Genomic DNA, 24,996 nt, shown 5'->3' with positions numbered 1-24,996 from the left:
AAATCGATGGCAGTGGGCGACTGGCAGTCTTGGATCAGTGCGATTACGACCGGTCGACTCTCAGGGGTCGCACTTGGGTCCCACTTGGACGGGAAGGCTTCACAGCGTAGGAGCAGTAGGCCAGGATCAACTACCAGCAGCGGTCAGGCCAGCGTGCGGGATGGGACCCGGGTGAGCAGTGAGAGTGGCGCGGGCAGCGACAACCATGTTCTGCGTGCCTTGCTGGACGAAGCGGGCATGAGCAACGCCGCACTAGCACGCGCGGTGGTGGCTGCGGGAGCCGAGGAACGCGTCTACGTCGGAACCAACACGACCTCGGTGACCCGGATGCTGTGCGGGTCGCAACCACGCTGGCCCGTGCCGAGACTGGTAGCCAAGGTGCTGTCCCGCCAGCTGCACCGTGAGATCAGCATCAGCGAATGCGGGTTCACGGATCGTGCTCCCGTGGCCGGCGATCGACACGATGGACTGAACTGCTCGGGCACACTGGACGGCACAGTCCGAACGGTCGTCGAACTGGCCGGACGGGATAGGGACCGGCCTGGTTTCCTGCTGGGCTCCGCTTTCACAGCGGCCGCCTTCTCCGAACCAGCGCTGTACGCGATCACGGTGCCCCCGGCCGAGAGCACCGCGCGAGCGGCGGGAAAACGCATCGGTACTGCCGATGTCGAGATCATCGTCGAGCACATCGCCCACCTCCGACGACTGGATCACCGCTACGGCTCGGGTCGTGTCCGTGAGCAGGTGGTTCAGGTGCTGCACCGCGAAGCCAACACGGTCATGCACGGCAGCTACTCGGAATCGACCGGCAAGGCCCTTCTGGACGCAGTCGCACAGGCGTCGTGGCTGGCCGCATCGATGGCCGCGGATGTCGGCCGGCACTCGCTGGCTCAGCGCTACTACATCCAGACGCTCAATCTCGCCATGGGCGCTGGTAACCGGCTCTACGCGGCGAACGTCCTGTCCCACATGAGTCGCTTCACCGTCCAGTTGGGACTTGCCGCGGTGGCGGAGCACGAGCGGCTCTGCCACGCCCGGCAAGGCGTCGCGTTGGCTCGTGCGGGGCAGAGCGTGGCTAACGGCAAGGCCACGCCGGTGCTGTCGTCCCTGCTGCATGCTGTCGAGGCGCGGGGACACGCGCTGTCCGGCGATACCACCGCCACCCGCACGGCCGTGTTGAAGGCCGAGCGGCACTACGAGCGTGCGCGCATCGACGAGGAACCCGCCTGGCTGGCCTTTTACGCCGAAGCCGAACTCGCCGCCGATCTCGGCCGATGTCTGCGCGACGTGGGCGACCCAGACCAAGGCGCCAGTTTGATCAAACAGGCGTTGGACACCTATGAACCGTGGCGGGTGCGCAGCCGATGCTTCGTCCAGGCTGACCTCGCCCTCGCTCACCTGGCCAGCCGAGATCTGGAACAGGCCGCCTCCGTGGGACGGGACGCCGTGCGCATGGCGCGGCAGGTCAGCTCCAACCGTGTCCTCGACAGGCTCCGTATGCTCCAACGGCGGGTTCGTCCGCTGAGCAGCACCTCACCGGACGCGCGCGAGCTGGACGACCGCATCACCGACCTGACCCGCACCCGTACCCACCGAGACGAGGACACCGCCACCTGATGACCACCGGAATCGACTTCGAGGGTGCCCGCATCTACGCGATTCCCATGCGTGCCCGCTTTCGGGGCATCACCGTCCGCGAGGGGATGTTGCTCGAAGGTCCTGCCGGGTGGGGCGAGTTCTGCCCCTTCTCCGACTACGACGACACCGTGTCGGCGGGGTGGTTGTCGACGACCATCGAGCAGTGCGCCATTGGCTGGCCGCCAGCCGTGCGTGACCGCATCCCCATCAACTGCACCGTGCCCGCCGTCGGCCCCGAACGGGCCTATGAGATCACCGCGAACTCGGGGTGTCGGACCGCCAAGATCAAGGTCGCTGATCACCCCGAGTCGCTCCCGGAGGACCTCGCTCGTGTGGAAGCCGTTCGTGCCGCACTCGGGCGGGACGGCGCGATCCGGGTCGATGCCAACGGAGTCTGGGACACCGACACCGCCGTGTCCCACATCCGCCAGCTGGACAAGGCCGCCGGCGGGTTGGAGTACGTCGAACAACCCTGCCGCACCATCGAGGAACTCGCCATCGTCCGGCGGGCTGTCGAGGTCCGGATCGCCGCCGACGAATCCATCCGCCGCGCCGACGACCCACTACGGGTGGCCGTCGCGGGCGCAGCGGACGTCGCGGTGATCAAGTGCACCCCACTCGGTGGCGTCCGTCGCTCGTTGCGGGTCGCCGAAGCCGCCGGGCTTCCCTGCGTGGTCTCCTCCGCACTCGAGACCAGCGTCGGTCTCGCCGCACAGGTCGCCCTCGCCGCCGCACTGCCCGAACTGGACTTCGCCTGCGGTCTGGGCACGCTGTCGCTGTTCGAGAGCGATCTCGTGTCCGGCCCCGGCTCCCTGCGGGCAGTGGACGGCTTCCTTCCCGTGCCTCGCACGCCACCAGCCCCGGACCCCTCCTTGCTCGCTACCTACGAACTCGTCGAGCCCGAACAAGCCGGGTGGTGGCGCGACCGGCTGGCCCGCGTGCGCGCGGTGCACGGCGCGGACCGGTCCGGCTGATACGAGCGTGAGGGCGGCGGTCCGCGCGGAAACACCCGAGGAGCTGATCGTCCCTGCTGGGTTCCGCGTTGGTGCGGTTCGGGCCTCGCTGATCCTTCCAGCTTGTCGTGCGCCCAAGGGCAGAGGAGGGCGCACGACCAGGACGTCGCGTGGGCCTCGGCGCTCCTCCTCATCCAGCAGCGCAAGGGCCGCTGCTCGTCGGTGGTGTGCGGAGTGGCGGTGGCACGCTCGTCCAGCGTGTCCGCGAAGGGCCGTGTCCGGTGCCTCGCATCCCGCGCAGCGGCGACAGGGCGGGGTGTGGGTCGCTTCCTGCATCGGCGCGCACTCGACGTGCTTCGGTGGGGGCGGGGAGGCCGGGGGTGCCAGCGGGTTCGGGTGCCCCGCACCGGCCGGTCAGCCGCTCGTCGTCCAATCCCGCGCCTCGGTGCCGGCTGGGAGGGCGTTCTCGCGATCCGTTCCCGCCGCTCCGGCGGCTTCGGCGCGTTCGATCTCCTGGACCCGGAGTTCCCGGCGGGGCCCGTACCACAGCGTCCACCCCAGCAGGCCCACGATGAGCACGGGTGTGCCGAGTGAGCCCACCGTGGCCACCACCGGGATCGGGAGCAGGAACACCAACGGCACCCGCAGCACCGCCTCCGCGACGAATCCCAACCCCCACACGATGGTGGTGCGGTAGAAGAGCCGGCGGAAGTGCGGGCTGGCCCGCCACCGCTCATCCCACGCCGTCGACTCCGCCGCGTCGAGACCGGCGAAGCGCTTGGACGCCGCGTAGAGCAGCGGACGGCGCAGCAGGCAGGTCAGCAGGAACAGCAGCCCGGTGACGGCGGTGCCCACCGACTCCTTGAGCAGCAGGAACCGGGCGTCTCCCGTGACGAACGACAGGCCGAGGCCCACCGCGAAGGTGGCCGTCATGAACAAGGCGAACGCGTCGAGCCGCCGGGTGCGCAACAGCACCCAGCCCAGCCGCAGACCGGCGACGACGGTCCCGGCCAGCAACGCCAGGTAGTCACCGGCCCCGGCCCACCGGAACACCAGGTACGCCGACACCGACAGGCCGGCGTCGAGGAACACCCCGCCCAACACCCGCGCGGGGCGAACCGGCGAGCGAGGACGCCGCTCGTCTCCGCCCACCCGGCCTCCTCCCACGGTTTCCCCGGCCCCGACCATTGTCGAACGGAGCGCCGCCCGGTACCCGGGAGATCCTCCACCGCTCGGTCAGTGACCGCCCACCGGTTACCGCCCGCTGACCCCACCGGTGGAAGCACGCACTGTCACCGGGTTGGCACGGATGGCTAGCGTGCCCGGTCCACGGGGCCACCGCAGTTCCGGTGACCGGCGGTGGCCCTCCCAGCGGGGCACCGCGCTCCGTAGGCGCCGGCCGCGACGGGGCGGGGGAGCGGGACGGCGGACCCACGACACCGCGCCGGGCGGGCACGGCAGCGCGGGACGACCCACCACGACGGCGGAGCGGCGGCACAGCACCGACGCCTGATCCGAAAGCGGGGCCGAAGGATGCGAATTCGTGTACTGGGCGCGGTCCGGGCGGAGGCGCGGGGAACGGCCCTGCTGCTCGGCGGGCCCAAGCACCGGGCGGTCCTGCGCTACCTGGCGTTGCGGGCGAACTCCGTGGTGTCGATCGAGGACCTGCTCGCGGCCCTGTGGCGCGACGAACCCCCCAGGACCGGGCGGAAGATGATCCAGAACACCGTCTCCGAGCTCCGGGGTGTGCTGGCCCAGGACGACGACCCCTCGGGCGGCGCGGTGCTCCTCACCCACTCCCCGGGCTACCTCCTGCGCATCGACCCCGACCGGGTCGACGCCGGGCGCTTCGCCCGGCACGCCGAGGACGGGCTCCGCCTCCTGCGCGACGGCGACCGGAGGCAGGGACTCGACCGCCTCCGCTCCGCGCTGGCGGTGTGGCCGCCCGAGACACCCCAACCAGCACCGGGGTCCCTGGAGGCGGAGTGGGCCGAGTGGCGGGACCTCCTGCGGCTGCGGCGCGCCGTGGAGGAACGGATCGTCGAGGAGTCCGAAGCGGGCGGTGCCCTCGCGGCCCGCCCCGAACCGGACCGTCCTCCCCGGGAGGTGATCCGACCGGACGGTGGTGGGCTCGGCACGAGCAGCGTGCTGTTGGTGACCGCCGAGTCCCCGGCCACACCCGGTGAGTCCCCCGCCGAGACGACCCACCGGGAGGCGTGGGCCGCCGCCCGGGTGCACGCGCATCTGCGCGCCGCCGGAGGGCGGGTCCACGTCGAGTTCGGGTCGCTGGTCATCGCCGTCCTGCCCGCACCGCCCGCCGAGGCCCGTGCCGTCGCCGGCCGCATCCGGGCGGACCTGATCGGCCGGGAGGGCGGTCGGGCCCGCACCGTCTCAGCGGTCGTGCTGCCCGCCGGGCCGGCGGAGGAGCCCGTACCGGCCGCCCTGGTCGACGAGGGGGTCCGCCTGCTGTCCGAACGCGAACGGGGAGTGGAGGCGGCACCGGCGGAGTTGCCGTCGGAGGTGAGGGCGTGACACTGCTGAACCATCGCCTCCGAGGTCGGCCAGGCTCCCACCCGTGAGCGCGTCCCGGTTCCCGCGCCGCGTCAACCTCGCCTGGAGGCCGTGCTCGGCTGTCCCCGGCGGTGGGGGTGCTGGAAAAGCCGGTTGAGCGCATGCTCCCCAGCGTGGGGCTGCCAGCGAAGTGAGGGACCGTTCGGCCACGGGCGGTGGTGTGGCCGAATTCAGGGCAGTTCGTGACCTGAATTGCCAGGGATGGGTAGGCCTGCGGGCGCCGGAGGGCGGCCGGAACTGTGCTTCGCCGCCGAACGGCAGGGAGTGGACAGCCCGCGCCGGTCACGTGAGCGAGTGGTCGTGCGGACCGCTTCTTCGTGGTTCGAGGTACGAACGGGCGAGAACTCGCAGGTCAGATGGTGGCGCGAGGTGTGAGGGACGGCGGGGAGGGCGGGAACGGCAGTTGTTGTGGATGTTTCACCAGGTATGGCGCGATGTGGTGGCTGACGGGAATTGCGGACAGTTTCGTGCTGGTGGGCGGCGCGTGGTCGAGCGGTGCGAATGTCCTCGCCGTCGCGGGAGGGCGGCGGCGGGTTGTGGGGACGCCTGGTGGAGTCGTTAAGGGCCTGCTGGAGGGCTGTGGCGGGGGGACGGGATACTGTGGGCAGGGAGGATCTGTGGGATGCGGGAGACCGTCGGGAAAGTGAATGAGAATCGGTCGTGTCGCTCGTAACGCCGCCGGTCAAGAAGTGTCGTCCCCGCGCACGCGGGGCTGTTCCACCTCTTCTGGGCGTCATCGGCGGCCGCCCTGTGTCGTCCCCGCGCACGCGGGGCTGTTCCCCACGGCATCGCCCCGGCCAGCTCGTTGTTCGAGTCCTCCCCGCGCACGCGGGGCTGTTCCCGTCGTCCGCGGTGAACCCTCCCCGCACCTCAGCGTCCTCCCCGCGCACGCGGGGCTGTTCCATGTCTACCCCCCTGGACCGCCCCGGTGGTGTTGGAGGCCGTGCCTCCCACGCTCGTGTGCGTTCAGACCGCTGTGGCCTGTCGCCAGTGTCGTTCCTCGTACTCCAACGGTGGCCTATTCCCACACCAACTATGCAGCCTGTGGTGATTGTACCAGTGAATCCACTCCGCAGTAGCAGCGCGGACGTCCGCAACCCCCTTCCACGGGCCTTTCCGGTAAATCAGCTCCTTCTTGTACAACGCGTTGACCGACTCCGCCAGCGCATTATCGTAGGAATCACCCCGACGCCCAACCGACCGCGCGATCCCCGACCGGCTCAACCGCTGACTGTAACGCAACGCCGTGTACTGCACCCCCCGGTCGGAATGAGCCACCAAACCAGGAGACAGACGACTCCTCCGCGCCCACAGCGCCATATCCAACGCATCCAACGCCAGCGACGTATCAGCGGTATCCGACACCTGCCACCCCACAATCGCCCGCGAGAACGCGTCCACGACCAACGCCGAATACACGAACCGACTCTCCCCGAGCCGAACGTAGGTCAGATCCGTGACCCACAACCGGTTCGGCCTCGGTGCCCGGAACACCCGCTCGACCAGGTCACCGGGCTGGCCCTCGACCTGCCCGGGCAGCATCGACCGCGGCCGGCGGGACCGGGTGACCAGCCCGGTCATGGCCTCGGACCGCATCAGCCGTTCCACGGTGCAGCGGCCCACGGTCACGCCTTGGCGGTGCAGTGCCGCCCAGACCTTGCGTGCCCCGTAGAGCCGGTGCGAGTCCTCCCAAATCCGGCGGATCACCGCAACGAGTTCCCGGTCGCGGCGGTGCCGGGCGGAGGGGTTCGTCCGTCGGTTGCGAATCGCGTAGTAGGTGGACACGCTCAGCCCTACTGTGCGGCAGGATACTTCCACGGGGAACCGGTCCCGGTGGTGGTCGACGAACTCGGTCAGCTCGGTGGGCGGGGGTCCATCTCCCGGGCGAAAAAAGCCGAGGCAGCCTTGAGGATTTCGTTGGATCGGCGGAGTTCGGCGTTTTCCCGTTCCAGCCGTGCGATCCGGTCCCGGTCCGACTCCCCGGTATTCGTGGAGTCCGCCGAGCCGGTGTGGGTGCTGGGTTCACCGTTGCGGACCCAGTACCGCAGGGCCTCGGGGTGCACTCCGAGTTGGTCGGCTACCCGGGCGATGGCTCCACGTCCGGGTCCCCACTGCCCCTCCAGTTCACGGACCATCTCCACCGCGCGTCGCCGCAACTCCTGGGGGTATTTCTTCGCGGAACCCATGCTCCTCATCCTTCCTGGGGTGCAGGGCCTCCAACAAACCCAGTACGGTCCACCCCTCTTGGGTCCTTAACGTTCGTCCTCCCCGCGCACGCGGGGCTGTTCCCTCCACCACGCCACCCGCCGCACGGCCCGTGCGGTCCTCCCCGCGCACGCGGGGCTGTTCCGCACTGCTACGCCGACGCCGTGAAGGCCGCCAGGGTCCTCCCCGCGCACGCGGGGCTGTTCCGCTCCTGTTGGACCCGGAGATGATCTTGTCCAGGGTCCTCCCCGCGCACGCGGGGCTGTTCCCGACTGGGTGAGAAACAGCCGCTGCCCGTCGAAGTCCTCCCCGCGCACGCGGGGCTGTTTCCAGGTGGCGGCCGTCCGTCAACCCGCCACGTCGTCCCCGCGCGAAGCTGGTCCCGAGGATTGATGGGGTCTCCGCGCTCAGCTGCGAAGCGGAGAGCGACGGCCCACCCGCACGTCGTCACCGACGGTGAGAGTCAGTCGGTCGATGTTGCCGACTCACCGATTCGCCAACGAGGTAGTGAGGTTTTCCTTACTGGTCCCGGACATAACGTCCCCCAACAGGGGGACGTCGTACCGACAGGAGGAGGACCATGGAGTTCGGAATACTGGGGCCGCTGTCGGTGTCGCGAGGCGGCGCGCCGCTCCCGGTGTCCGGAGTGCACCAACGTGCCGTTCTCGCCTACCTGCTGCTCCACGGCAACGAGGTCATCCCCACCAGCAGGCTCCTGCGCACCATGTGGGGCGACAACGCGCCACGCACCGCCCGGAAGATGTTGCAGAACGCGGTGTCGGGGCTGCGCGGGCTGCTCGCCGCCGAGGAGGACGCGCCGATCCTGCTCACGCACGCCCCCGGCTACCTGCTCCAGGTCGACCCGGTCCGCGTCGACCGCCACGCGTTCACCGACCTGGCCGAGCGGGGCCGCGCCGCCCTGCGGTCCGGCGATCCAGCCGGCGCGGCCGAGTCCCTGCGCCTGGCCCTCGGGCTGTGGCGGGGAGATCCGCTGGCGGACCTCGTGGAGCTGGGGTTCGACTGGCCGGAGCTGAACGTGCTCCGGGAGGCCCGCGCCTCCGCCGTCGAGGACAGGTTCGAGGCGGAACTGGCCAGGGGACGGCACCAGGACGTCGTCGGGGAGCTCGAACTGGCCGTCACGGCGGACCCCCTGCGGGAACGCCTGTGCGGGCTGTTGATGCTCGCCGCGTACCGGTGCGGGCGCCAACACGAGGCGCTCGCCGCCTACCGCTCCCTGCGCACCCGGCTGGTCGCGGAACTCGGCGTGGAACCAGGGGAAACCCTGCGCACCCTCGAGCGGGACATCCTCAACCAGCGGCCCGAGCTGGCGGCACCCTCCACTCCCGGGGCAGCAGCCGGGGTGCCCGGGCCCACCGTCGTCCCCGGCGCCGCTCCGTCGCCCGCCCTCGCGCCCGCGCCACGGCACAACGGTGGCGCGTCGGCGACCCGGCTCGGCGCCCCGGCCCCGCCGGAGCCGGCCCGCCCGGCCCCGCCCCCGTCCCGGAGAACGGGGCGGTCGCCGAACAGCGGGCCCTCACGGTGGTCATGGTCATGACCACCGCCGAGCACGCGGCCACCGTGGAGGGGTTCGTGTGCCAGCAGATCCGCCACCACGGCGGGCAGCCCGCGCCCGGCCCCGGTTCGTCCTGGTGCGGCTACTTCGGCGCGTCCGGCAGGCAGCCCGACCACGCCGACCGCGCGCTCGCCGCCGCCGGCGCCATCGCCCGCCGCTCGGTGGTCGACTTCCACCCCGCCGAGGTCCGGGTGGCCGTGCACTCCGGGGAGGCGGTGGTCACCCGGCTCGTCGACGGGGACACCGCCGTGCCGAAGGTCGCCGCCGTCGTGCTCGACAGCTGCCGACGGCTCGCCGCCGCCGCCACCCCCGGCCGGGTCGTCCTCAACACCGCCCCACCCGAGGGACCGGTCGGACACGGCCCCTTCGCGGCACGACCACGACCCACCGGGGCACCGGCGGAGCTCCCCAGCTCCTGGCACGGCCCCACCCCCTTCGTGGGCAGGTCCTTCGAACTGGACCTGTTGCAGCGCACCGCGGCCCGCACCCACGCGACGGGACGACCGGCGATGGTGACACTGCTCGGCGCCCCCGGCGTCGGCAAGACACGGCTGGTGTCCGAACTCGTCGACCAGCTGCGGGACGGCACGCTGAACACCACCCGGGTCCTGCGCACCCGAGTGCGGCCCGGCCACGGCGACGCCGGCACGGTCCTGTCCGAACTGGTCCGGGACCAGCCGGGCGGCGGGGTGGAGGCGTTGCGGTGTCTCGCCAGTCGGCAGCCCGCGCTCGTCGTCGTCGACGACGCGCACCACGCGGACGACGACCTCCTCGCCGCGCTGGCCGCCCTCGTCGACACCCCTGACCCGCTACCGCTGATGATCGTGACCACCGCCAGGGACGCGTTCTCCCGTCGCGTGTCCGAGAACGCCACCGGCCCGAACTCGTTGAGCTTCGTCCTCGACCGGTTGACCGACAACGCGGTCACCCGGCTGCTGGACGTGGTGCTCAACCCGCGTCGCCGCCAGTCGCACCTCGGCCCGTCCCAGCCGTCGGCCGCCACCGGCGAGTGGCGGGAGCTGCTCGGCGAGATCCGGGGCTGCCCGCTGCGCGCGCTGGAGTACGCGGCCCGGTTCAACGCCGCCGGGGACGACCAGGCCGCCCACCGCGAGGGCATGGCCGGTTTCGCCCGGTTCAACCCGCGTGGGGCGGAGGCCGGGGTACCGGTCCCGGCCGTCGCCGCGATCCCGGGCTGATCGCCCGCGTGACGGTCAGAACCCGGCCCGGGCGACGAGTTCCGCTGCCTGGGCCGGGCTGAGCCTCGGATCGCACAGCGTCTCGTAGCGGGCGTCCAACGCCTCGACGTCGGGCACGGGCCCGCCCACGCACTCGGTGACCTCCTCGGCGGCCACCTCCAGGTGCAGTCCGCCGGCGTGCTCGCCGTGGTCGCGGACGATCCGGGTGAACCAGCCGACCTCCTCGACCATCGCCGTCAGGAACCGGGTCTTCCGACCGCCGGGTGCGGCGACGGTGTTCGCGTGCATCGGGTCGCTGACCCACACCACCGGGTGGTGGACCGCGCGCACGGCGCGCAGCAGCGGCGGCAGGGCCGAGGTGATGGCCGGCACCCCCATCCGCACCACGAAGGTCAACCGGCCCGGGGTCCGGTCGGGGTTGAGGACCTCGCACAGCCGGACCACGTCCTCACCCGTCGCCCCGGGGCCGAGCTTGCACGCCACCGGGTTGCCGGCCGAGGCCACCAACCGGACCTGCCCGTGGTCGAGTTGGCGGGTCCGTTCCCCGACCCAGGGGAAGTGGGTGGACCCCAACACCAGCTCCCCGGTGTCGTCCGGGCGCAGGAACGCCGATTCGTAGTCCAGGACCAGTGCCTCGTGGCTGGACCACGGCCCCCACCCGTCGGGGCGTGACGCCCGGTGGGCGGCGAGCCTGCGGTGGGCCGAGGCGGCCAACCGGTAGCCGGTCAGCATCCGGCGGGGGTCGGGGCGCCGGGCGCGCGCGTCGGCGATCTCGGAGTTGACGAGGTGCCCCCGGAACGGCGGCAGCGGCACCCCGTCGACCACCTCCTCCGACCGCGACCGGGGTTTGGCGAACTGGCCACCGATCCGGCCCACCCGCAGGACCGGGCGCCCACCTCCGAACCCGGCCGCCAACCGGTCCAGGACCGCCACCACCGCGTCGGTGCGCGGGTCCGAGGCCGCGTGGAAGCTCTCCGCGCAGTCACCGGCCTGCACCAGCACCGCGTCGCCCGAGCAGACGGCGGCGAGCCGGGTCGACAGTTCCCGGACCTCCGCCCCGGTGACCAGCGGCTCGGCCGCCTCCAGGGCCCGGAGGACGGGTGCGTGGGACTCGTCCCACCGCCAGTCCGGCTGCTGGAGCGCGGGCACCCCGTGCCAGTCCACCCCGGCGGGGAACCCGCCCCGGCCAACCGCCCCGACGGGCAGGGCGCCCGCCTCCCCGACCTCGCCGGAGGTCACGTCGCGACGCCCTCGACCTCGACGAGCAGGTCGGCGCGGCAGATGTCGGCCCGCAGGTAGGCGACCCGGCCGTCGGCGGGCAACAGCTCGGCGCAGACCTCGCGGACGGCGGGCAGGTCCTCGGCGTGCCGCACGTACACCTTCGCGGCCCGCAGGTCAGCGAGCCCGTAGGCGTGGTCGACGCCGTGGCGGCCCAGGTTCTCCGGGCCCACCAGCAACTCGACGTTCCCCAGGGCGGTCCGGCACTGCGCGCGCACGTCGCCCACGTGCCGGGTCTCGTGGCCGATGATGCTGGCGGTGCCCGAGACGAGGACCGAGCCCCGCGCCGCCGGGTCGCCGTGCCGGGGCAGGTAGGTGGCGCGGGCGAAGTTCGGGGCGCGCCGCCCGTACCGGGACGGGTAGTGGTAGGCCGGGACCTGCCGGGGGTTCTCCACGTTGACCGGGTCGACACCCCGGGTGGCGATCAACGACAGCTCGACGCCGCCGGCCGCCGCGCCGATCACCGTCGTGGCCGGCATGTCGCTGAGCATCCCCAACTCCTCCAGGGCCAGGCTGCGGCCCACGCAGAAGTCGCGGTAGGTCTCCTCACCGGTCCCGGTGCGGTCGTTGATGCCGGCGATGTGGTTCCAGACCCGGACCAGCCGGGGGTAGTCGAGGCGGGCCAGCAGCGCGAACAGCTCCCGGTACATCCGGCCGACCTCCCGGGCACCGGAGCCGGAGCCGGGCAGCCGCGCCGAGCAGAACAGGAAGCGGTCCGAGTGGGCGTACCGGATGCCGCCGTGGTCCCCGGAGCGGACGGGGCCGTCGGCGGGCCACACCTCGGCGACCTCGTCGGTCGGGGCGGCCAGCGGCACGGTCATGCCCGGGTGCGTCGCGTCCGCCGGGGCCGACGCGACGTCCAGGTACCGGTTGACGCCGAGCACCGGGCCGTCCTCGGCGGACGCCGAGTCGGAGTCGGGGGCGAGCAGCAGCGGGGCGAGCGCGCCCACGGGCTGGACGGGCGAGCGAGTCATGGACCACCCCAGCAGTGGAGTTCCGACGGCTGTCGGCCCCGACGCTAGGAACCAGGCCAGTCCCGGCGCAGTGCCGGACTTCCACCTGTCGGTAACAGCGGGCTGGTGAGCGGCCGCCCGGATTCCCGGGGGATGGCCGTGCGGTGGGCTTCTTCCGCAGCGTGCCGACGGTCGCCGTTCGTAACGTGGCCGCCTGTCGCGCCCCGCTCCCCGCGCCGGGCGGCCCCGACCCCAGTGAGCGAAGTGTGGTGACATGCTCAGGACCGAGTTGATCCGCCCCGTCCACGAGCTGGTGCGCGACCACGCCCGCGACATCCCGGAGCGCACCGCCTACTCCGACGCCCGCCGTTCCGTGAGCTACGCGGAGCTGTCCGCCCGCACCGGGCGGCTCGCCGGGCACCTGGCCGCCCTCGGGGTGGCCCCGGGGGAGCGGGTGGCGTTCGTGCTCGGCAACGGCGTGTCCCTCGTGGAGAGCTACCTCGCCACCGCCCGCGCCTCGGCGGTCGGGGTGCCGGTCAACCCCCTGTCCAGCGACGACGAGCTGGCCCACCTCCTGGCGGACAGCGGCGCCGTCGCCGTCATCACCGACCCGGCGCGGATCGCCAGGCTCACCCGGGTGGCGCCCGCGCTGACCACTGTCCTCGCCGACGAGGTCGACCCGGTGGACTGGGACGGCCCCCGGTTCGAGGACCTCGCCACCAGCCCCGCGCCGGAACCCGCCCGCGACGATCTCGGGGTGGACGACTGGGCGTTCATGCTCTACACCTCCGGGACCACCGGCCGACCCAAGGGTGTGCGTTCCTCCACGCGGAACTCGCTGTGGACGATCGCCGCCTGCTACGCCCCGATCCTCGGCCTGAGCGGCGAGGACCGCGTGCTGTGGCCGCTGCCGCTGCACCACTGCCTCGGCCACCACCTCGGCACCCTCGGCGTGCTGGCGGTGGGCGCCAGCGCCCACGTCACCTCCGGCTTCGCCGCCGAGGAGGTGCTGGCGGGGCTGGCGGCCGGGGAGTTCAGCGTGCTGGTCGGGGTGCCCGCCATGTACCAGGAGCTGCTGCGGGCCGCCGACGCCGACGGCATCGTCGCCCCCGGGCTCCGGCTGTGCCTGACCGCCGGCGCGGTCGGCGGCGCCGAGCTGCCGGCCCGCGTCGAGGCCCGGTTCGGTGCCCCGCTGATCGACAGCTACGGCACCACCGAGACCTGCGGGCCCATCACCACGAACTGGCCCGGTGGCACCCGCGTCCCCGGGTCGTGCGGGCTGCCCGTGCCCGGCCTGTCCGTGCGGCTGGTCGACCCGGGCACCCGCACCGACGTGCCGGTCGGCGAGGACGGCGAGGTGTGGGTGCGCGGCCCCAACGTCATGGCCGGCTACCACCGGGACCCCGAGGCCACGGCGGACGCGCTGCCCGGCGGCTGGTACCGCACCGGCGACCTGGCCCGCCGCGACGACCACGGCTACCTGACCGTCACCGGCCGCATCTCCGAACTCATCATCCGAGGTGGGGAGAACATCCACCCCGCCGAGGTGGAACAGGTGCTGCTGGGCGCTCCCGGCGTCCTCGACGCCGCCGTGGGGCCCGCGCCCGACCCCCGGCTCGGGGAGGTGCCGGTCGCCTACCTCGTCGCCCGGGACGACCTCGACCCCGAGGAGGTCCTCCGCGTCTGCCGGGAGAAGCTCGCCGGGTTCCGGGTGCCCACCCAGCTGCGCGCGCTCGACGCCCTGCCCAGGACGGCCGCCGGCAAGGTGACCCGGCACCTGCTGGCCGAGCGGCCGTGGCGGCTGCTCGCGGAGGTCCCGACCACCGCCGAGGAGCCCGCGCCCGGCGCCGACGAGGGGCGCGCGGACGGCCTCCGCGCCAGCCTGCTCCCGTTGTCCCGCCGGGAACGGCACCGGCGGCTGCTCGGCCTGGTCCGGGAGGGCACCGCCGCCGCGCTCGGCGTCGACCGGGCCGACGTGACCGACGACCGGCCGTTCGGGGAGCTGGGGCTGACCTCGCTCACCGCCCTCCTGGTGCGCGACGCGGTGGTGCGCCGCGCGGGCGTGCCGCTGCCGGCGACCGTCGTCTTCGACCACCCGACCCCCGACTCCGTCGCCCGCCTCCTGCGGGACCGGCTGTTCGGCACCACCACCGCCACCACGGTCACGGCCGGGGGACCTCGTCCCGGCCCGAGCCGCGCCGCCGGGCCGCACCGGCCGAACCCGACGACGACCCGGTCGTCATCGTCGGCATGGGGTGCCGCCTGCCCGGCGGGGTCGACGACCCGGCGGACCTGTGGCGGCTGGTCGTCGACGGCGTCGACGCCACCGGTGAGTTCCCCACCACCCGGGGCTGGCCCCTGCACCGGCTGCACGACCCCGACCCGGACCGGCCGGGGCGCTCGATCACCACCCGGGGCGGTTTCCGCGCCGACGTCGAGGACTTCGACGCCGAGCACTTCGGGATCTCCCCGCGCGAGGCGCTGGCGATGGACCCGCAACAGCGGCTGCTGCTCGAAGTGGCCTGGCGGACGCTGGAGAACGCCGGCATCGCCCCGGACTCGCTGCGCGACCGGGAGGTCGGGGTCTTCACCGGGGTCATGCGCCACGAGTACGGAGCCGGCATCGACCCGCTGCCGCCCGAACTGGAGGGCTACCTCGACGTCGGCAAGCTCGGCAGCGTCGCCTCCGGCCGCATCGCCTACACCCTGGGGCTGCGGGGACCCGCCCTCACCGTGGACACCGCCTGCTCCTCCTCCCTGGTCGCCCTGCACCTGGCCGCCCGGTCCCTGCGGGCGGGGGAGTGCGAGCTGGCCCTCGCCGGGGCGGCCACCGTCATCAGCACACCCCAGTTGTTCGTGGAGTTCTCCCGGCAACGCGGGCTCTCCCCGGACGGCCGCTGCCGGTCCTTCTCCGCCGACGCGGACGGCACCGGCTGGGCCGAGGGGGCCGGACTGCTGCTCCTCCAGCGGCTGTCCGCCGCCCGGCGGGACGGCCGGGAGGTGCTGGCCGTGCTGCGCGGCTCCGCCGTCAACTCCGACGGCGCCTCCCACGGGCTGACCGTGCCCAACGGACAGGCCCAACGCGCCGTGATCCGCCGGGCCCTCGCCGACGCCGGGTTGGAACCGTCCGAGGTGGACGCCGTCGAGGCGCACGGCACCGGCACCGTGCTGGGCGACCCCATCGAGGCCAACGCCCTCGCCGACACCTACGGCGCCGACCGGGACCACCCGCTGTGGTTGGGATCGCTGAAGTCCAACCTCGGCCATACCCAGGCGGCCGCCGGCGTGGCCGGCGTGATCAAGGTGGTGCTGGCCCTGCGCGCCGGCCGACTGCCCCGCACCCTGCACGTCGACCGGCCCTCCCCCCACGTGGACTGGGCCACCTCCGGGTTGGCGCTGCTCACCGAGGAACAGCCGTGGCCCGACCACGGCCGCCCCCGCCGCGCCGGCGTGTCCTCCTTCGGGATCAGCGGCACCAACGCCCACGTCGTCCTCGAACAGGCGCCCGCCCCGCCAGAGGCGGCCCCCACCACGCGGACACCCCCACCGCTGGTCCCCCTCGTGCTGTCCGGCCGCGACGACCAGGCGCTGCGCGCCCAGGTCGACCGCCTCACCGACCACCTCCGCGGGTCCGGAGGGGCCGACGCCAGCGACCTGGGGTTCTCGCTGGCCGCCGGCCGGGCCACCCTCGACCACCGGGGCGTGCTGCTCCTCGGCGCCGACGAGGACCCGGCGCGGGCGCTGCGCGACTGGTCGGACCGCGCCGTCACCACCACGGTGGGCGGAGGAGGGGACGGCGTCGTCCTCGTCTTCCCCGGCCAGGGCTCCCAGTGGGCGGGCATGGGCACCCGGCTGCTGGCGGTGTCCGCACCGTTCCGCGCGGAACTGGCCGCCTGCGATGACGCCCTCCGCCCCCACCTGGGGTACTCCGCCCTCGACGTCCTCACCGGCGCCGAGGGCGCCCCGGGCCTGGACACCGTCGACGTCGTCCAACCCGTGCTGTGGGCGGTGATGGTGGCCCTGGGCCGGCTCTGGACCTCCCTCGGGGTGCGCCCGGACGCGGTCATCGGGCACTCCCAGGGAGAGCTGGCCGCCCTCTGCGTGGCCGGCGGGCTCGACCTGGGCGACGCCGCCAGGATCATCGCGCTGCGCGCCCGCGCCCTGCGGGAGATCGCCGGCGACGGCGGCATGGTCTCGGTCCCGCTGTCCGCCGCCGACACCGAACGCCGACTGCCCCCGGGAACGGTCGTCGCCGCCAGCAACGGGCCCCGGTCCACCGTGGTCTCCGGTGACGGCGCGGCCCTCGACCGGCTCGTCGCCTCCTGCGCGGATGATGGCATCCGCGCCCGACGCATCCCCGTCGACTACGCCTCCCACTCGCCGAGGATGGAGGCCCTGCGGGACCGGCTCGTGGACCTCGCCGCCGACATCCGCCCCCGCGCCTGCGACACCCGCTTCTACTCGACGGTGACGGGCACCCGCGTCGACACCGCCGACCTGGGACCGGAGTACTGGTTCCGCAACCTGCGCGACCCCGTGCGGTTCCAGGACGCCGTCGAGGCCGCCCTCGCCGACGGGCACCGCGTGTTCGTCGAGTCCAGCCCGCACCCCGTGCTCACCGTCGGCCTCACCGACATCCTCGACGAGCGGGAGGCCACCGGGGTCGTCACCGGCTCGTTGCGCCGCGACCACGACGACCTCACCCCCCTGCTCACCGCCGCCGCCCAGCTGTGGACGGCCGGGGTCGACGTCGACTGGACCTCCTGGTTCCAGGGCAGCGGCGCCCGCCGCGTCCCGCTGCCCGGGTACGCCTTCCGCCGCCAGCGGTTCTGGCTGCCCCCGGCCGGCGGCGGGACCGGTGACCTCGGCTCCGCCGGGATCACCGCCGCCGACCACCCGCTGCTGGGCGCGTCCGTCGACCTGCCCGACGCCACCGTCCACACCGCGCTGATCTCCCTCACCACCCACCCGTGGCTCGCCGACCACGCCGTGCGCGGCACCGCCCTGGTGCCCGGCACCGCCGTGCTCGACCTGGTGGCCACCGTCGCCGCCGGGCACGGCTGCGACCGGATCGAGGAGCTGACCCTCACCGCCCCCGTGGCCGTGGAACTCGACGTCCCGGTCACCCTCCGGCTGGTCGTCGACCAGCCCGACGCGGACGGCCGCCGCCCGGTGGCCCTGCACGCCCGCGCCGGCGACCGCCCGTGGACCACCCACGCCACCGGGGCCGTCGCCGCCGCCGGCCCGGGCCCCGCCCCGGCCGCCTGGTCGACCGGGGCGGCGGAGCCGGTCGACCTCGACGGTGCCTACGACCGGCTCGCCGACCGGGGCTACGAGTACGGGCCGCTGTTCCGGGGCTTGCGGGCGCTGTGGCGCACCGGCACCGGGCCCGGCGCGGAACTCCACGCCGAGGTCGAACTGCCCGAGGACACCGGCGGGGACTTCACCTGCCACCCCGCGCTGCTCGACGCGGTGCTCCAGGCCATCGGCGCCAGCGGCGCGGACGTCGGGGGAGCGGGCACGCCACTGCCGTTCGGCTTCACCGGCGTGGAACTCCGCGCCCCCACCGGCCGCGCCCTGCGGGCCCGGCTCCGCGTCCTCGACGCCACCACCGTCGAGGTCGTCGCCGTCGACCACACCGGCCGGCTCGTCGCCCGCGTCGAGGCCCTGACCCTGCGGTCCCCCGCCGCCGCCGCGCCGGCACCGCACCGCCTCGACCATGTGCCGGTCGACCACCCGGCCGCGACCGACGTCCGGGTCGCGGCGCTCGACGCCGACCTGACCGCCCCGCACCCGGTGCCGGACCCGGTGCCCGTCGAGGACGCCGAGTTCGTCCTGGTCCGCGCCCCCGCCGGTGACCCGGGCACCGCCACCCGCGCCGCGCTCGCCCTGGCCAAGGACTGGATCGGCCGCGACGCCACCCTGGTCGTGCTCACCCGGGGCGGCGGGCCGGTGACCGGGCTGTTCCGCGCCGCCGCCACCGAACACCCCGGCGCCTTCGCCACCGTGGACGGTGACCCCGGCCCGGCCTGGCCGGCGGTGTTCGGCGCGCTGCGCGCCGGCGAGTCCGACCTGGCCGTGCGGGACGGGGTCGTCACCGCCGCCCGGCTGCGACCGGCCAGCGCCCCACCACCCACCGACCCACCGCCGCTGCCCGTGCCCGACGGGCCGTGGCGGTTGGCGATCGGCGGAACCGGCTCCCTCGACGACCTCGCCGCCGTCCCCGCGCCACCCGACCCCCTGCGGCCCGGCCAGGTCCGGATCGCGGTCCGCGCCGCCGGCGTCAACTTCCGGGACGTCCTGCTCGCCCTGGGCGTGGTCGCCGTCACCGACGACGTGCTCGGCGGCGAGGCCGCCGGGGTCGTGGTGGAGACCGCCGCGGACGTCACCCACCTCCACCCCGGCGACCGCGTGTTCGGCGTCGTCGACGGTGCCTTCGCGCCCCGGGTCGTCGCCGACGCCAGGATGCTCGCGCCGATCCCGGCCGGGTGGTCCTTCGCCGACGCGGCGGGTGTGCCCATCGCCCAGCTCACCGCCCACTACGGCCTGTTCGACGTCGCCGGCCTCCAACCCGGGCAGACCGTGCTGGTCCACGCCGGGACCGGCGGGGTGGGCATGGCCGCGATCGCCCTCGCCCGTCGCCACGGCGCGCGGGTCCTCGCCACCGCCAGCCCCGGGAAGTGGTCGGTGCTGCGGGACCTCGGCATCCCCGAGGACCACATCGCCTCCTCCCGGGACACCGGCTTCGAGGAGCGGTTCCGCGCGGTCACCGGCGGCCGGGGAGTCGACGTCGTCCTGAACTCCCTCACCGGCGAGTTCGTCGACGCCGGGCTGCGCCTGACCGCGCCCGGTGGCCGCTTCGTCGAACTCGGCAAGACCGACATCCGCGACCCCGGCACCGCACCCGGGCTCACCTACCGGGCGTTCGACCTGCTCACCGATGCCGGGCCCGAGCGGATCGGGGAGATGCTCGCCGCGCTGACCACCGACGGCCCCGGGCCCCTACCCACCCGGGCCTGGGATGTCCGGCACGCCCGTGCCGCGCTGCGCGTCATGGCAGCCGGCCGGCACACCGGCAAGAACGTGCTGACCGTGCCGGCACCGGTCGACCCCGGCGGCACGGCCCTGATCACCGGCGGCACCGGTGTCCTCGGCGGACTCGTCGCCCGCCACCTGGCGGCCCGGCACGGCATCCGCCGCCTGGTGCTCCTCAGCCGCGGCGGCCACGCCGCGCCGGACCTGCTCGCCGACCTCGCCGAGGCCGGGGCCGAGGTCCGGGTGGTGGCCTGCGACGCCGCCGACCGCGCGGCGCTGCGGGCGCTGCTGGCCACCGTGGACGACCTGGGCGTGGTCGTCCACGCCGCCGGGGTCCTCGCCGACGCCACCGTGGCGAACACCGACCCCGACACCCTGCCTGCGGTGCTGGACCCGAAGATCGCCGCCGCCCGCCACCTGCACGAGCTCACCGCCCACACCGACCTCGCCGCGTTCGTGCTGTTCTCGTCCATCGCCGGCACCCTCGGCGGCGCCGGGCAGGCCGGCTACGCCGCCGCCAACGCCGCCCTCGACGCGCTCGCCGTGGAACGGCGGGCCGCCGGCCTGCCCGCCGTCTCGATCGCCTGGGGAATGTGGGCCGAGGTCAGCGGGATGACCGGCCACCTCACCGACCGGGACCGGGAACGCCTGCGGCGGGGCGGTGTCCTCCCGATGGACACCGACGCGGCCCTCGCCCTGTTCGACGCCGCCCTCGACTCGCCCGACCCCTGCGTGGTGGCCGCCGCGCTCGACCCGCGCTCCGCGCGCCCCCTGCCACCCGCGATGCGCGCCCTGGTCCGGGGCCGGCCCGTCGACCGGCCCGCCCGGGGCGGCGGGGCGCGGCTCGGCGACCTGCCGGCGGCCGACCGACCGGCCGCCGCGCTCGCCCTGGTGCGCGCGGAGGCCGCCGCCGTCCTCGGCCACCCGGGCCCGGCGGCCGTCGTCCCCGACCGGGCCTTCTCCGAGCAGGGCTTCGACTCCCTGACCGGGGTGGAACTGCGCAACCGGCTCCAGGCGGCGACCGGGCTGCGGATGTCCACCACCGCCGCCTTCGACCACCCCAGCCCGGCCGCCCTGGCCACCCACCTGCTCACCGCGCTCGACGGGACCCCCGCACCGGCCCGGACCGCCACGAGGGCGGCCCCGGCCGCCGAGGACGAACCGGTGGCGATCATCGGGATGAGCTGCCGGTTCCCCGGGGGCATCGCCTCGCCGGAGGACCTGTGGCGGGTGGTGGACGACGAGGTCGACGTCGTCGGCCCGTTCCCCACCGACCGGGGCTGGGACCTCGCCGCCCTGTTCGACGAGGACCCGGACCGGACCGGCACCAGCTACGTCCGGGCCGGGGCGTTCCTCGACGACGTCGCCGGGTTCGACGCGGCGTTCTTCGGGATCTCCCCCCGGGAGGCGACCGCGATGGACCCGCAGCAGCGGCTGCTGCTGGAACTGGCCTGGGAGGTCTTCGAGGACGCCGGGATCGACCCGACCGCGCTGCGCGGCAGTCCCGTCGCCGTCTACGCCGGGCAGATCCACCACGACTACGTGGGCCGGTTGCGCACCGTCCCCGGGGAACTGGAGGGCTACCTGGGCCACGGCACCGCCGGCAGCGTCGCCTCCGGCCGCATCGCCTACACCTTCGGTCTGGAGGGTCCCGCCGTCACCGTCGACACCGCCTGCTCGTCGTCGCTGGTGGCCCTGCACCTCGCCGTGGGGGCCCTGCGGTCCGGCGAGTGCGACCTGGCGCTGGCCGGCGGCGCGTCCGTGATGTCCTCCCCCACACCGTTCGTGGAGTTCTCCCGGCAACGGGGCCTGGCCCCCGACGGCCGGTGCAAACCCTTCGCCGCCGCCGCCGACGGCACCGGGTGGTCCGAGGGCGCCGGGTTGCTGCTCGTGGAACGGCTCTCCGACGCCCGCCGCCACGGCCACCCCGTGCTGGCCGTCGTGCGGGGGACCTCGGTCAACCAGGACGGCGCCTCCAACGGGCTGACCGCCCCCAACGGACCCGCCCAGCAACGCGTGATCCGGCAGGCGCTGGCATCCGCCGGCCTCGCCGCGCGGGACGTCCACCTCGTCGAGGCCCACGGCACCGGCACCCGGCTCGGTGACCCCATCGAGGCCGAGGCCCTGCTCGCCACCTACGGGAGGGACCGGGACGCCCCGTTGTGGTTGGGCTCGGTCAAGTCGAACCTGGGCCACTCGCAGGCCGCCGCCGGGGTCGCCGGCCTGATCAAGGTGGTGCAGGCGATGCGGCACGCCCGGATGCCCAGGACCCTGCACGTCGACCGGCCCACCGGGCACGTCGACTGGACCGCCGGCGCCGTCGAACTCCTCACCGAGGCCAGGGACTGGACGGGGGAGGCGCCACGACGGGGCGCGGTGTCGTCCTTCGGGGTGAGCGGCACCAACGCCCACGTCATCCTCGAACAGGCCCCCGACGAGCCCGGACGGCCCGACCCGGCACCCGACATCGGACCGTCCACGGCGGCGCCGCCGCTGCTGCTCTCCGCCCGGTCCGGGGCCGCGCTCACCGAGCAGGCCGGCCGCCTCGCCCGCCTGCTCACCGACGACGACGTCGACGTCACCGACGTCGCCCACGGACTGCTGACCCGGCGGGCCGCCCTCGACCGGCGCGCCGTCGTCCTCGGCGCCGACCGCGACGGGCTCCACGCCGGGCTGCGCGCGCTGGCCTCCTCACGTCCGACGCCGTCGGTGGTCACCGGGGTCGTCGACCCCGACGCGCGGACCGTCCTCGTGTTCCCCGGGCAGGGGGCACAGTGGCCCGGCATGGCCCGCGACCTGCTGGCCGAGAGCCCGGTGTTCGCGGCCAGGATCGCCGACTGCGCCGCCGCCCTCCGCCGGCACGTCGACCTCGACCTCGAGGCGGCGCTGCGCACCGGGGCCGGCCTGGACCGGGTCGACGTCCTGCAACCCGCGCTGTTCGCGATGATGGTGTCCCTCGCAGCCGTGTGGGAGGAGCACGGCGTCCGACCCGACGCCGTCATCGGCCACTCGCAGGGGGAGATCGCCGCCGCCTGCGTCGCCGGTGCCCTCTCCCTCGACGACGCCGCCCGCGTCGTCGCCGTCCGCGCCCGCGCCCTGCGGGACCTGGCGGGCACCGGCGGGATGCTGTCGGTGGGGCTGTCCGCCGCCGACGCCGCCGACCACCTGGCACCCCACGCCGGCCGGGTGAGCGTGGCGGCCACCAACGGCCCCCTGGCCACCGTCCTCGCCGGACCGCCCGAGGACCTGGACGCCCTCGCCGCCGCCCTCCACTCCGCCGGGGTGCGGGCCCGCCGCATCGCCGTCGACTACGCCTCCCACAGCCCGGCCGTCGACACGCTCCGGGACACCCTGGTCCGCGACCTCGCCGACATCCACCCGGGACACCCGACCGTGCCGATGCGCTCGACGGTCAGCGGCGACTGGGTGCGGGCCGGGGAACTCACCGCCGACCACTGGTTCCGCAACCTGCGCGAACCGGTCCGCTACCTGCCCGCCACCGAGGCACTGCTCGCCGGGGGCCACCGCACCTTCGTGGAGGTCAGCCCGCACCCGGTGCTGCTGCCCGCCACCGGCGACATCGCCGAGGCCGCCGGCGTGCCCGTCGGACTCGTCGCCACCCTCCGACGGGACCACGGCGGCCACCGGCAGGTGCTCACCGCCGTCGCGGAGGCCCACGTGCGGGGTGTCCCCGTCGACTGGTCGACGGTGATCGCCAGGCGCACCGCCCGGCCCGTCGCCCTGCCGACCTACCCCTTCCAACACCGGCGCTACTGGATCGACGAACCGGACACCCCCCAGGAGCGGGACGACGACTTCTGGACCGCCGTCCACGACGGCGACACCGAGACGCTCCGGACCCGGCTCGGGCTGGCCGACGTCGAGGACCTCCACGCCCTCGACCGGCTGCTGCCCGCCCTGGCCACCTGGCACACCCCGGCCGGCGCCGACCTGTGCCACCGCGTGGAGTGGCGGCCCCTCCCGCACCGACCCGCCACCACCCCGCCCGAGGGCCGGTGGCTGGTCCTCACCCCGAGCTCCGTCGAGGTCCCCGCCGGCATCCCGGCCGGGTTCGAGGTGCGCACCGCCACCGACACCTCCCGCGCGGGCCTGGCGCGGCTGCTGGCCGACGGCGAGACCGCCGGCGTGGTCTCCCTGCTGTCCCTGGCCGACGAGGGCACCGCCACCGGCGGCCTGTTCGCGACCGTCCACCTGGTCCAGGCCCTCCCGAAGGGCGTTCCGCTGTGGATCGTCACCCGCGGCGCGGTCTCGGCGGCACCCGGGGACGACGTGCCCAACCCCGGGCAGGCCGCCCAGTGGGGGCTGGGACGGGTGCTCGCCGCCGAGCGCCCCGACTCCTGGGGTGGACTGGTCGACGTCGTCGACCTCGACGCGCTGACCTGGCTGCCGACGGCCGTGGCCGGCGACGAGGACGAACTGGCCCTGCGGGCGGGCCGGGCGTGGACGCGCCGGATCCGGCCCGCGCCCGCCCCGCCCACCCCGGGCCGGTGGCGGCCGGCGGGCACCGCCGTGGTCACCGGGGGAGAGGGCACCACCGGCCGCCTCGTCGCCACCTGGCTGGCCGCCCTGGGGGCCCCGCGCGTCCTCCTGCTGACCGACCCGGCCACGCCCCCACCCGAGGACCTGCCCTCGGCCGTCCACCCCGTTCCCTGCGACCCGGCCGACGAGGACGCCCTGCGGGCCGCCCTCGCCGACGAGACCCCCCGCGTCGTGGTGCACACCGCCGGGGTCCTCGACGACGCGATGCTCACCGACCTCACCGACGCCCAGCTCACCCGCGTGCTGCGCGCCAGGGTCACCGCCGCCACCGCCCTCGACCGGGTGAGCCGCGACCACGAGGTGGACGCGTTCGTCCTGTTCTCCTCGGTCGGCGGCACCCTCGGCGCGTCCGGGCAGGGCGGCTACGCCCCCGGCCACGCCGTCCTCGACGCCCTCGCCGCCCGCCGCCGAGCCCAGGGCCTGCCCGCCACCTCCGTCGCCTGGGGCCACTGGGCCTCCGACGGCGACCACGGCCGCCGCCCCGGGGTCCGCGACCTCGACCCCGAGCGCGCGTTGGCGACGCTGCGGCGGATCCTCGACGCCCCCGCCGACACCCTCGTCGCCGACCTGGACTGGGCGGTCGTCGCCGGCCCCACCCCGCCACCGCTGCTGCGGGACCTGCTGCCCGCCGCCGAGGACACCGCCGGCCCCGCCGACCTGCTCGCCCGGTTGCGGGCCGCCGACCCGGCGGCCCGGCACCGCATCGTGCGCGCCCTCGTCCTCGACACCACCGCCGCCGTCCTCCAACACGGCGAGTTGGACTCCGTCGACCCGGGCCGGGGATTCCGCGAACAGGGGTTCGACTCACTGGCCTCGGTCCGGCTGCGCGACGGCCTGAACACCGCCACCGGGCTCCGACTGCCCGCCACCGCCGCGTTCGACCACCCCACCCCGGACGCGCTCACCCGCCACGTGCTCGCCGAACTCGATCTCGACGACGCGCCAGGGGCCGGTGGGGCGGACATCGAGTCGGCCAGCGACGAGGAACTGATCGCGCTGCTCGACGCCGAGTTCGGCATCTCCTGAGGAACGGA

The 24,996-nt window shown here is 74.6% G+C and carries 11 protein-coding genes, 2 pseudogenes and 1 CRISPR repeat array; of the genes and pseudogenes, 8 read left to right on the top strand and 5 right to left on the bottom strand.

Features of this window, described 5'->3' with window-relative positions:
* Positions 1–171 precede the first annotated feature (171 nt).
* Both G443_RS06020 and G443_RS06015 read left to right on the top strand, forming a co-directional pair.
* Complete coding sequence (locus tag G443_RS06020) at positions 172–1,617, top strand: NsdA family TPR-like regulatory protein (protein WP_155886260.1); 1,446 nt, start codon at positions 172–174, stop codon at positions 1,615–1,617.
* Entirely contained in the window at positions 1,617–2,612 is a 996-nt protein-coding gene (locus tag G443_RS06015) for an o-succinylbenzoate synthase (RefSeq protein ID WP_026420369.1), read from the top strand. Before G443_RS06020 ends, G443_RS06015 begins: the two co-directional genes overlap by 1 nt.
* A gap of 393 nt (positions 2,613–3,005) precedes the next feature.
* On the opposite strand, the gene G443_RS06010 is transcribed toward G443_RS06015, so the two are convergent.
* On the bottom strand, positions 3,006–3,743 hold the full coding sequence (locus G443_RS06010) for a VC0807 family protein (RefSeq protein WP_155886259.1): 738 nt from the start codon (positions 3,741–3,743) through the stop codon (positions 3,006–3,008).
* 381 nt (positions 3,744–4,124) lie between these two features.
* Between G443_RS06010 and G443_RS24900 the strand changes: the two genes are divergently transcribed.
* Entirely contained in the window at positions 4,125–5,123 is a 999-nt protein-coding gene (locus G443_RS24900) for an AfsR/SARP family transcriptional regulator (RefSeq protein WP_026420368.1), read from the top strand.
* Between the two features lie 1,005 nt (positions 5,124–6,128).
* On the opposite strand, the gene G443_RS06000 is transcribed toward G443_RS24900, so the two are convergent.
* Positions 6,129–6,980, bottom strand: coding sequence for an IS3 family transposase (locus G443_RS06000; protein ID WP_081715524.1), 852 nt, complete (start codon positions 6,978–6,980; stop codon positions 6,129–6,131).
* A 35-nt stretch (positions 6,981–7,015) separates the two neighbouring features.
* Positions 7,016–7,348: a transposase gene (locus G443_RS05995; protein WP_026419258.1), complete on the bottom strand. Its 333-nt coding sequence runs from the start codon at positions 7,346–7,348 to the stop codon at positions 7,016–7,018.
* Between the two features lie 74 nt (positions 7,349–7,422).
* Positions 7,423–7,697: a CRISPR direct-repeat array (repeat unit 28 nt; unit sequence GTCCTCCCCGCGCACGCGGGGCTGTTCC).
* A gap of 250 nt (positions 7,698–7,947) precedes the next feature.
* Between G443_RS05995 and G443_RS05990 the strand changes: the two genes are divergently transcribed.
* Both G443_RS05990 and G443_RS05985 read left to right on the top strand, forming a co-directional pair.
* Positions 7,948–8,922, top strand: coding sequence for an AfsR/SARP family transcriptional regulator (locus G443_RS05990; RefSeq protein ID WP_272500012.1), 975 nt, complete (start codon positions 7,948–7,950; stop codon positions 8,920–8,922).
* Positions 8,919–10,136, top strand: coding sequence for an ATP-binding protein (locus tag G443_RS05985; RefSeq protein WP_253860154.1), 1,218 nt, complete (start codon positions 8,919–8,921; stop codon positions 10,134–10,136). Before G443_RS05990 ends, G443_RS05985 begins: the two co-directional genes overlap by 4 nt.
* Positions 10,137–10,151: 15 nt before the next feature.
* Here the strand turns inward: G443_RS05985 and G443_RS05980 are convergent, their stop codons facing one another.
* Complete coding sequence (locus G443_RS05980) at positions 10,152–11,375, bottom strand: 3-deoxy-7-phosphoheptulonate synthase (RefSeq protein WP_026419198.1); 1,224 nt, start codon at positions 11,373–11,375, stop codon at positions 10,152–10,154.
* Positions 11,372–12,388, bottom strand: a complete 1,017-nt coding sequence (locus tag G443_RS05975) for an FkbO/Hyg5 family chorismatase (RefSeq protein WP_162147312.1) — start codon at positions 12,386–12,388, stop codon at positions 11,372–11,374. The genes G443_RS05980 and G443_RS05975 overlap by 4 nt, the downstream gene beginning before the upstream one ends.
* 253 nt (positions 12,389–12,641) lie before the next feature.
* On the opposite strand from G443_RS05975, the pseudogene G443_RS05970 reads away from it, so the two are divergent.
* From G443_RS05970 to G443_RS25985, 3 genes and pseudogenes are all read left to right on the top strand, one after another.
* Positions 12,642–14,432, top strand: a pseudogene (locus G443_RS05970) (AMP-binding protein); the annotation flags it as partial.
* A 185-nt stretch (positions 14,433–14,617) separates the two neighbouring features.
* A pseudogene (locus tag G443_RS25990) lies at positions 14,618–18,838 on the top strand (type I polyketide synthase); the annotation flags it as partial.
* Complete coding sequence (locus tag G443_RS25985) at positions 18,833–24,988, top strand: type I polyketide synthase (RefSeq protein WP_443612874.1); 6,156 nt, start codon at positions 18,833–18,835, stop codon at positions 24,986–24,988. The pseudogene G443_RS25990 and the gene G443_RS25985, both read left to right, overlap by 6 nt.
* Positions 24,989–24,996: the final 8 nt, after the last annotated feature.

The organism is Actinoalloteichus caeruleus DSM 43889 (assembly GCF_000429185.2).
GTDB classification, from domain to species: domain Bacteria; phylum Actinomycetota; class Actinomycetes; order Mycobacteriales; family Pseudonocardiaceae; genus Actinoalloteichus_B; species Actinoalloteichus_B caeruleus.
Note: the sequence above shows the minus strand (reverse complement) of the source record. Positions and strands in the feature narration are given on the sequence as shown.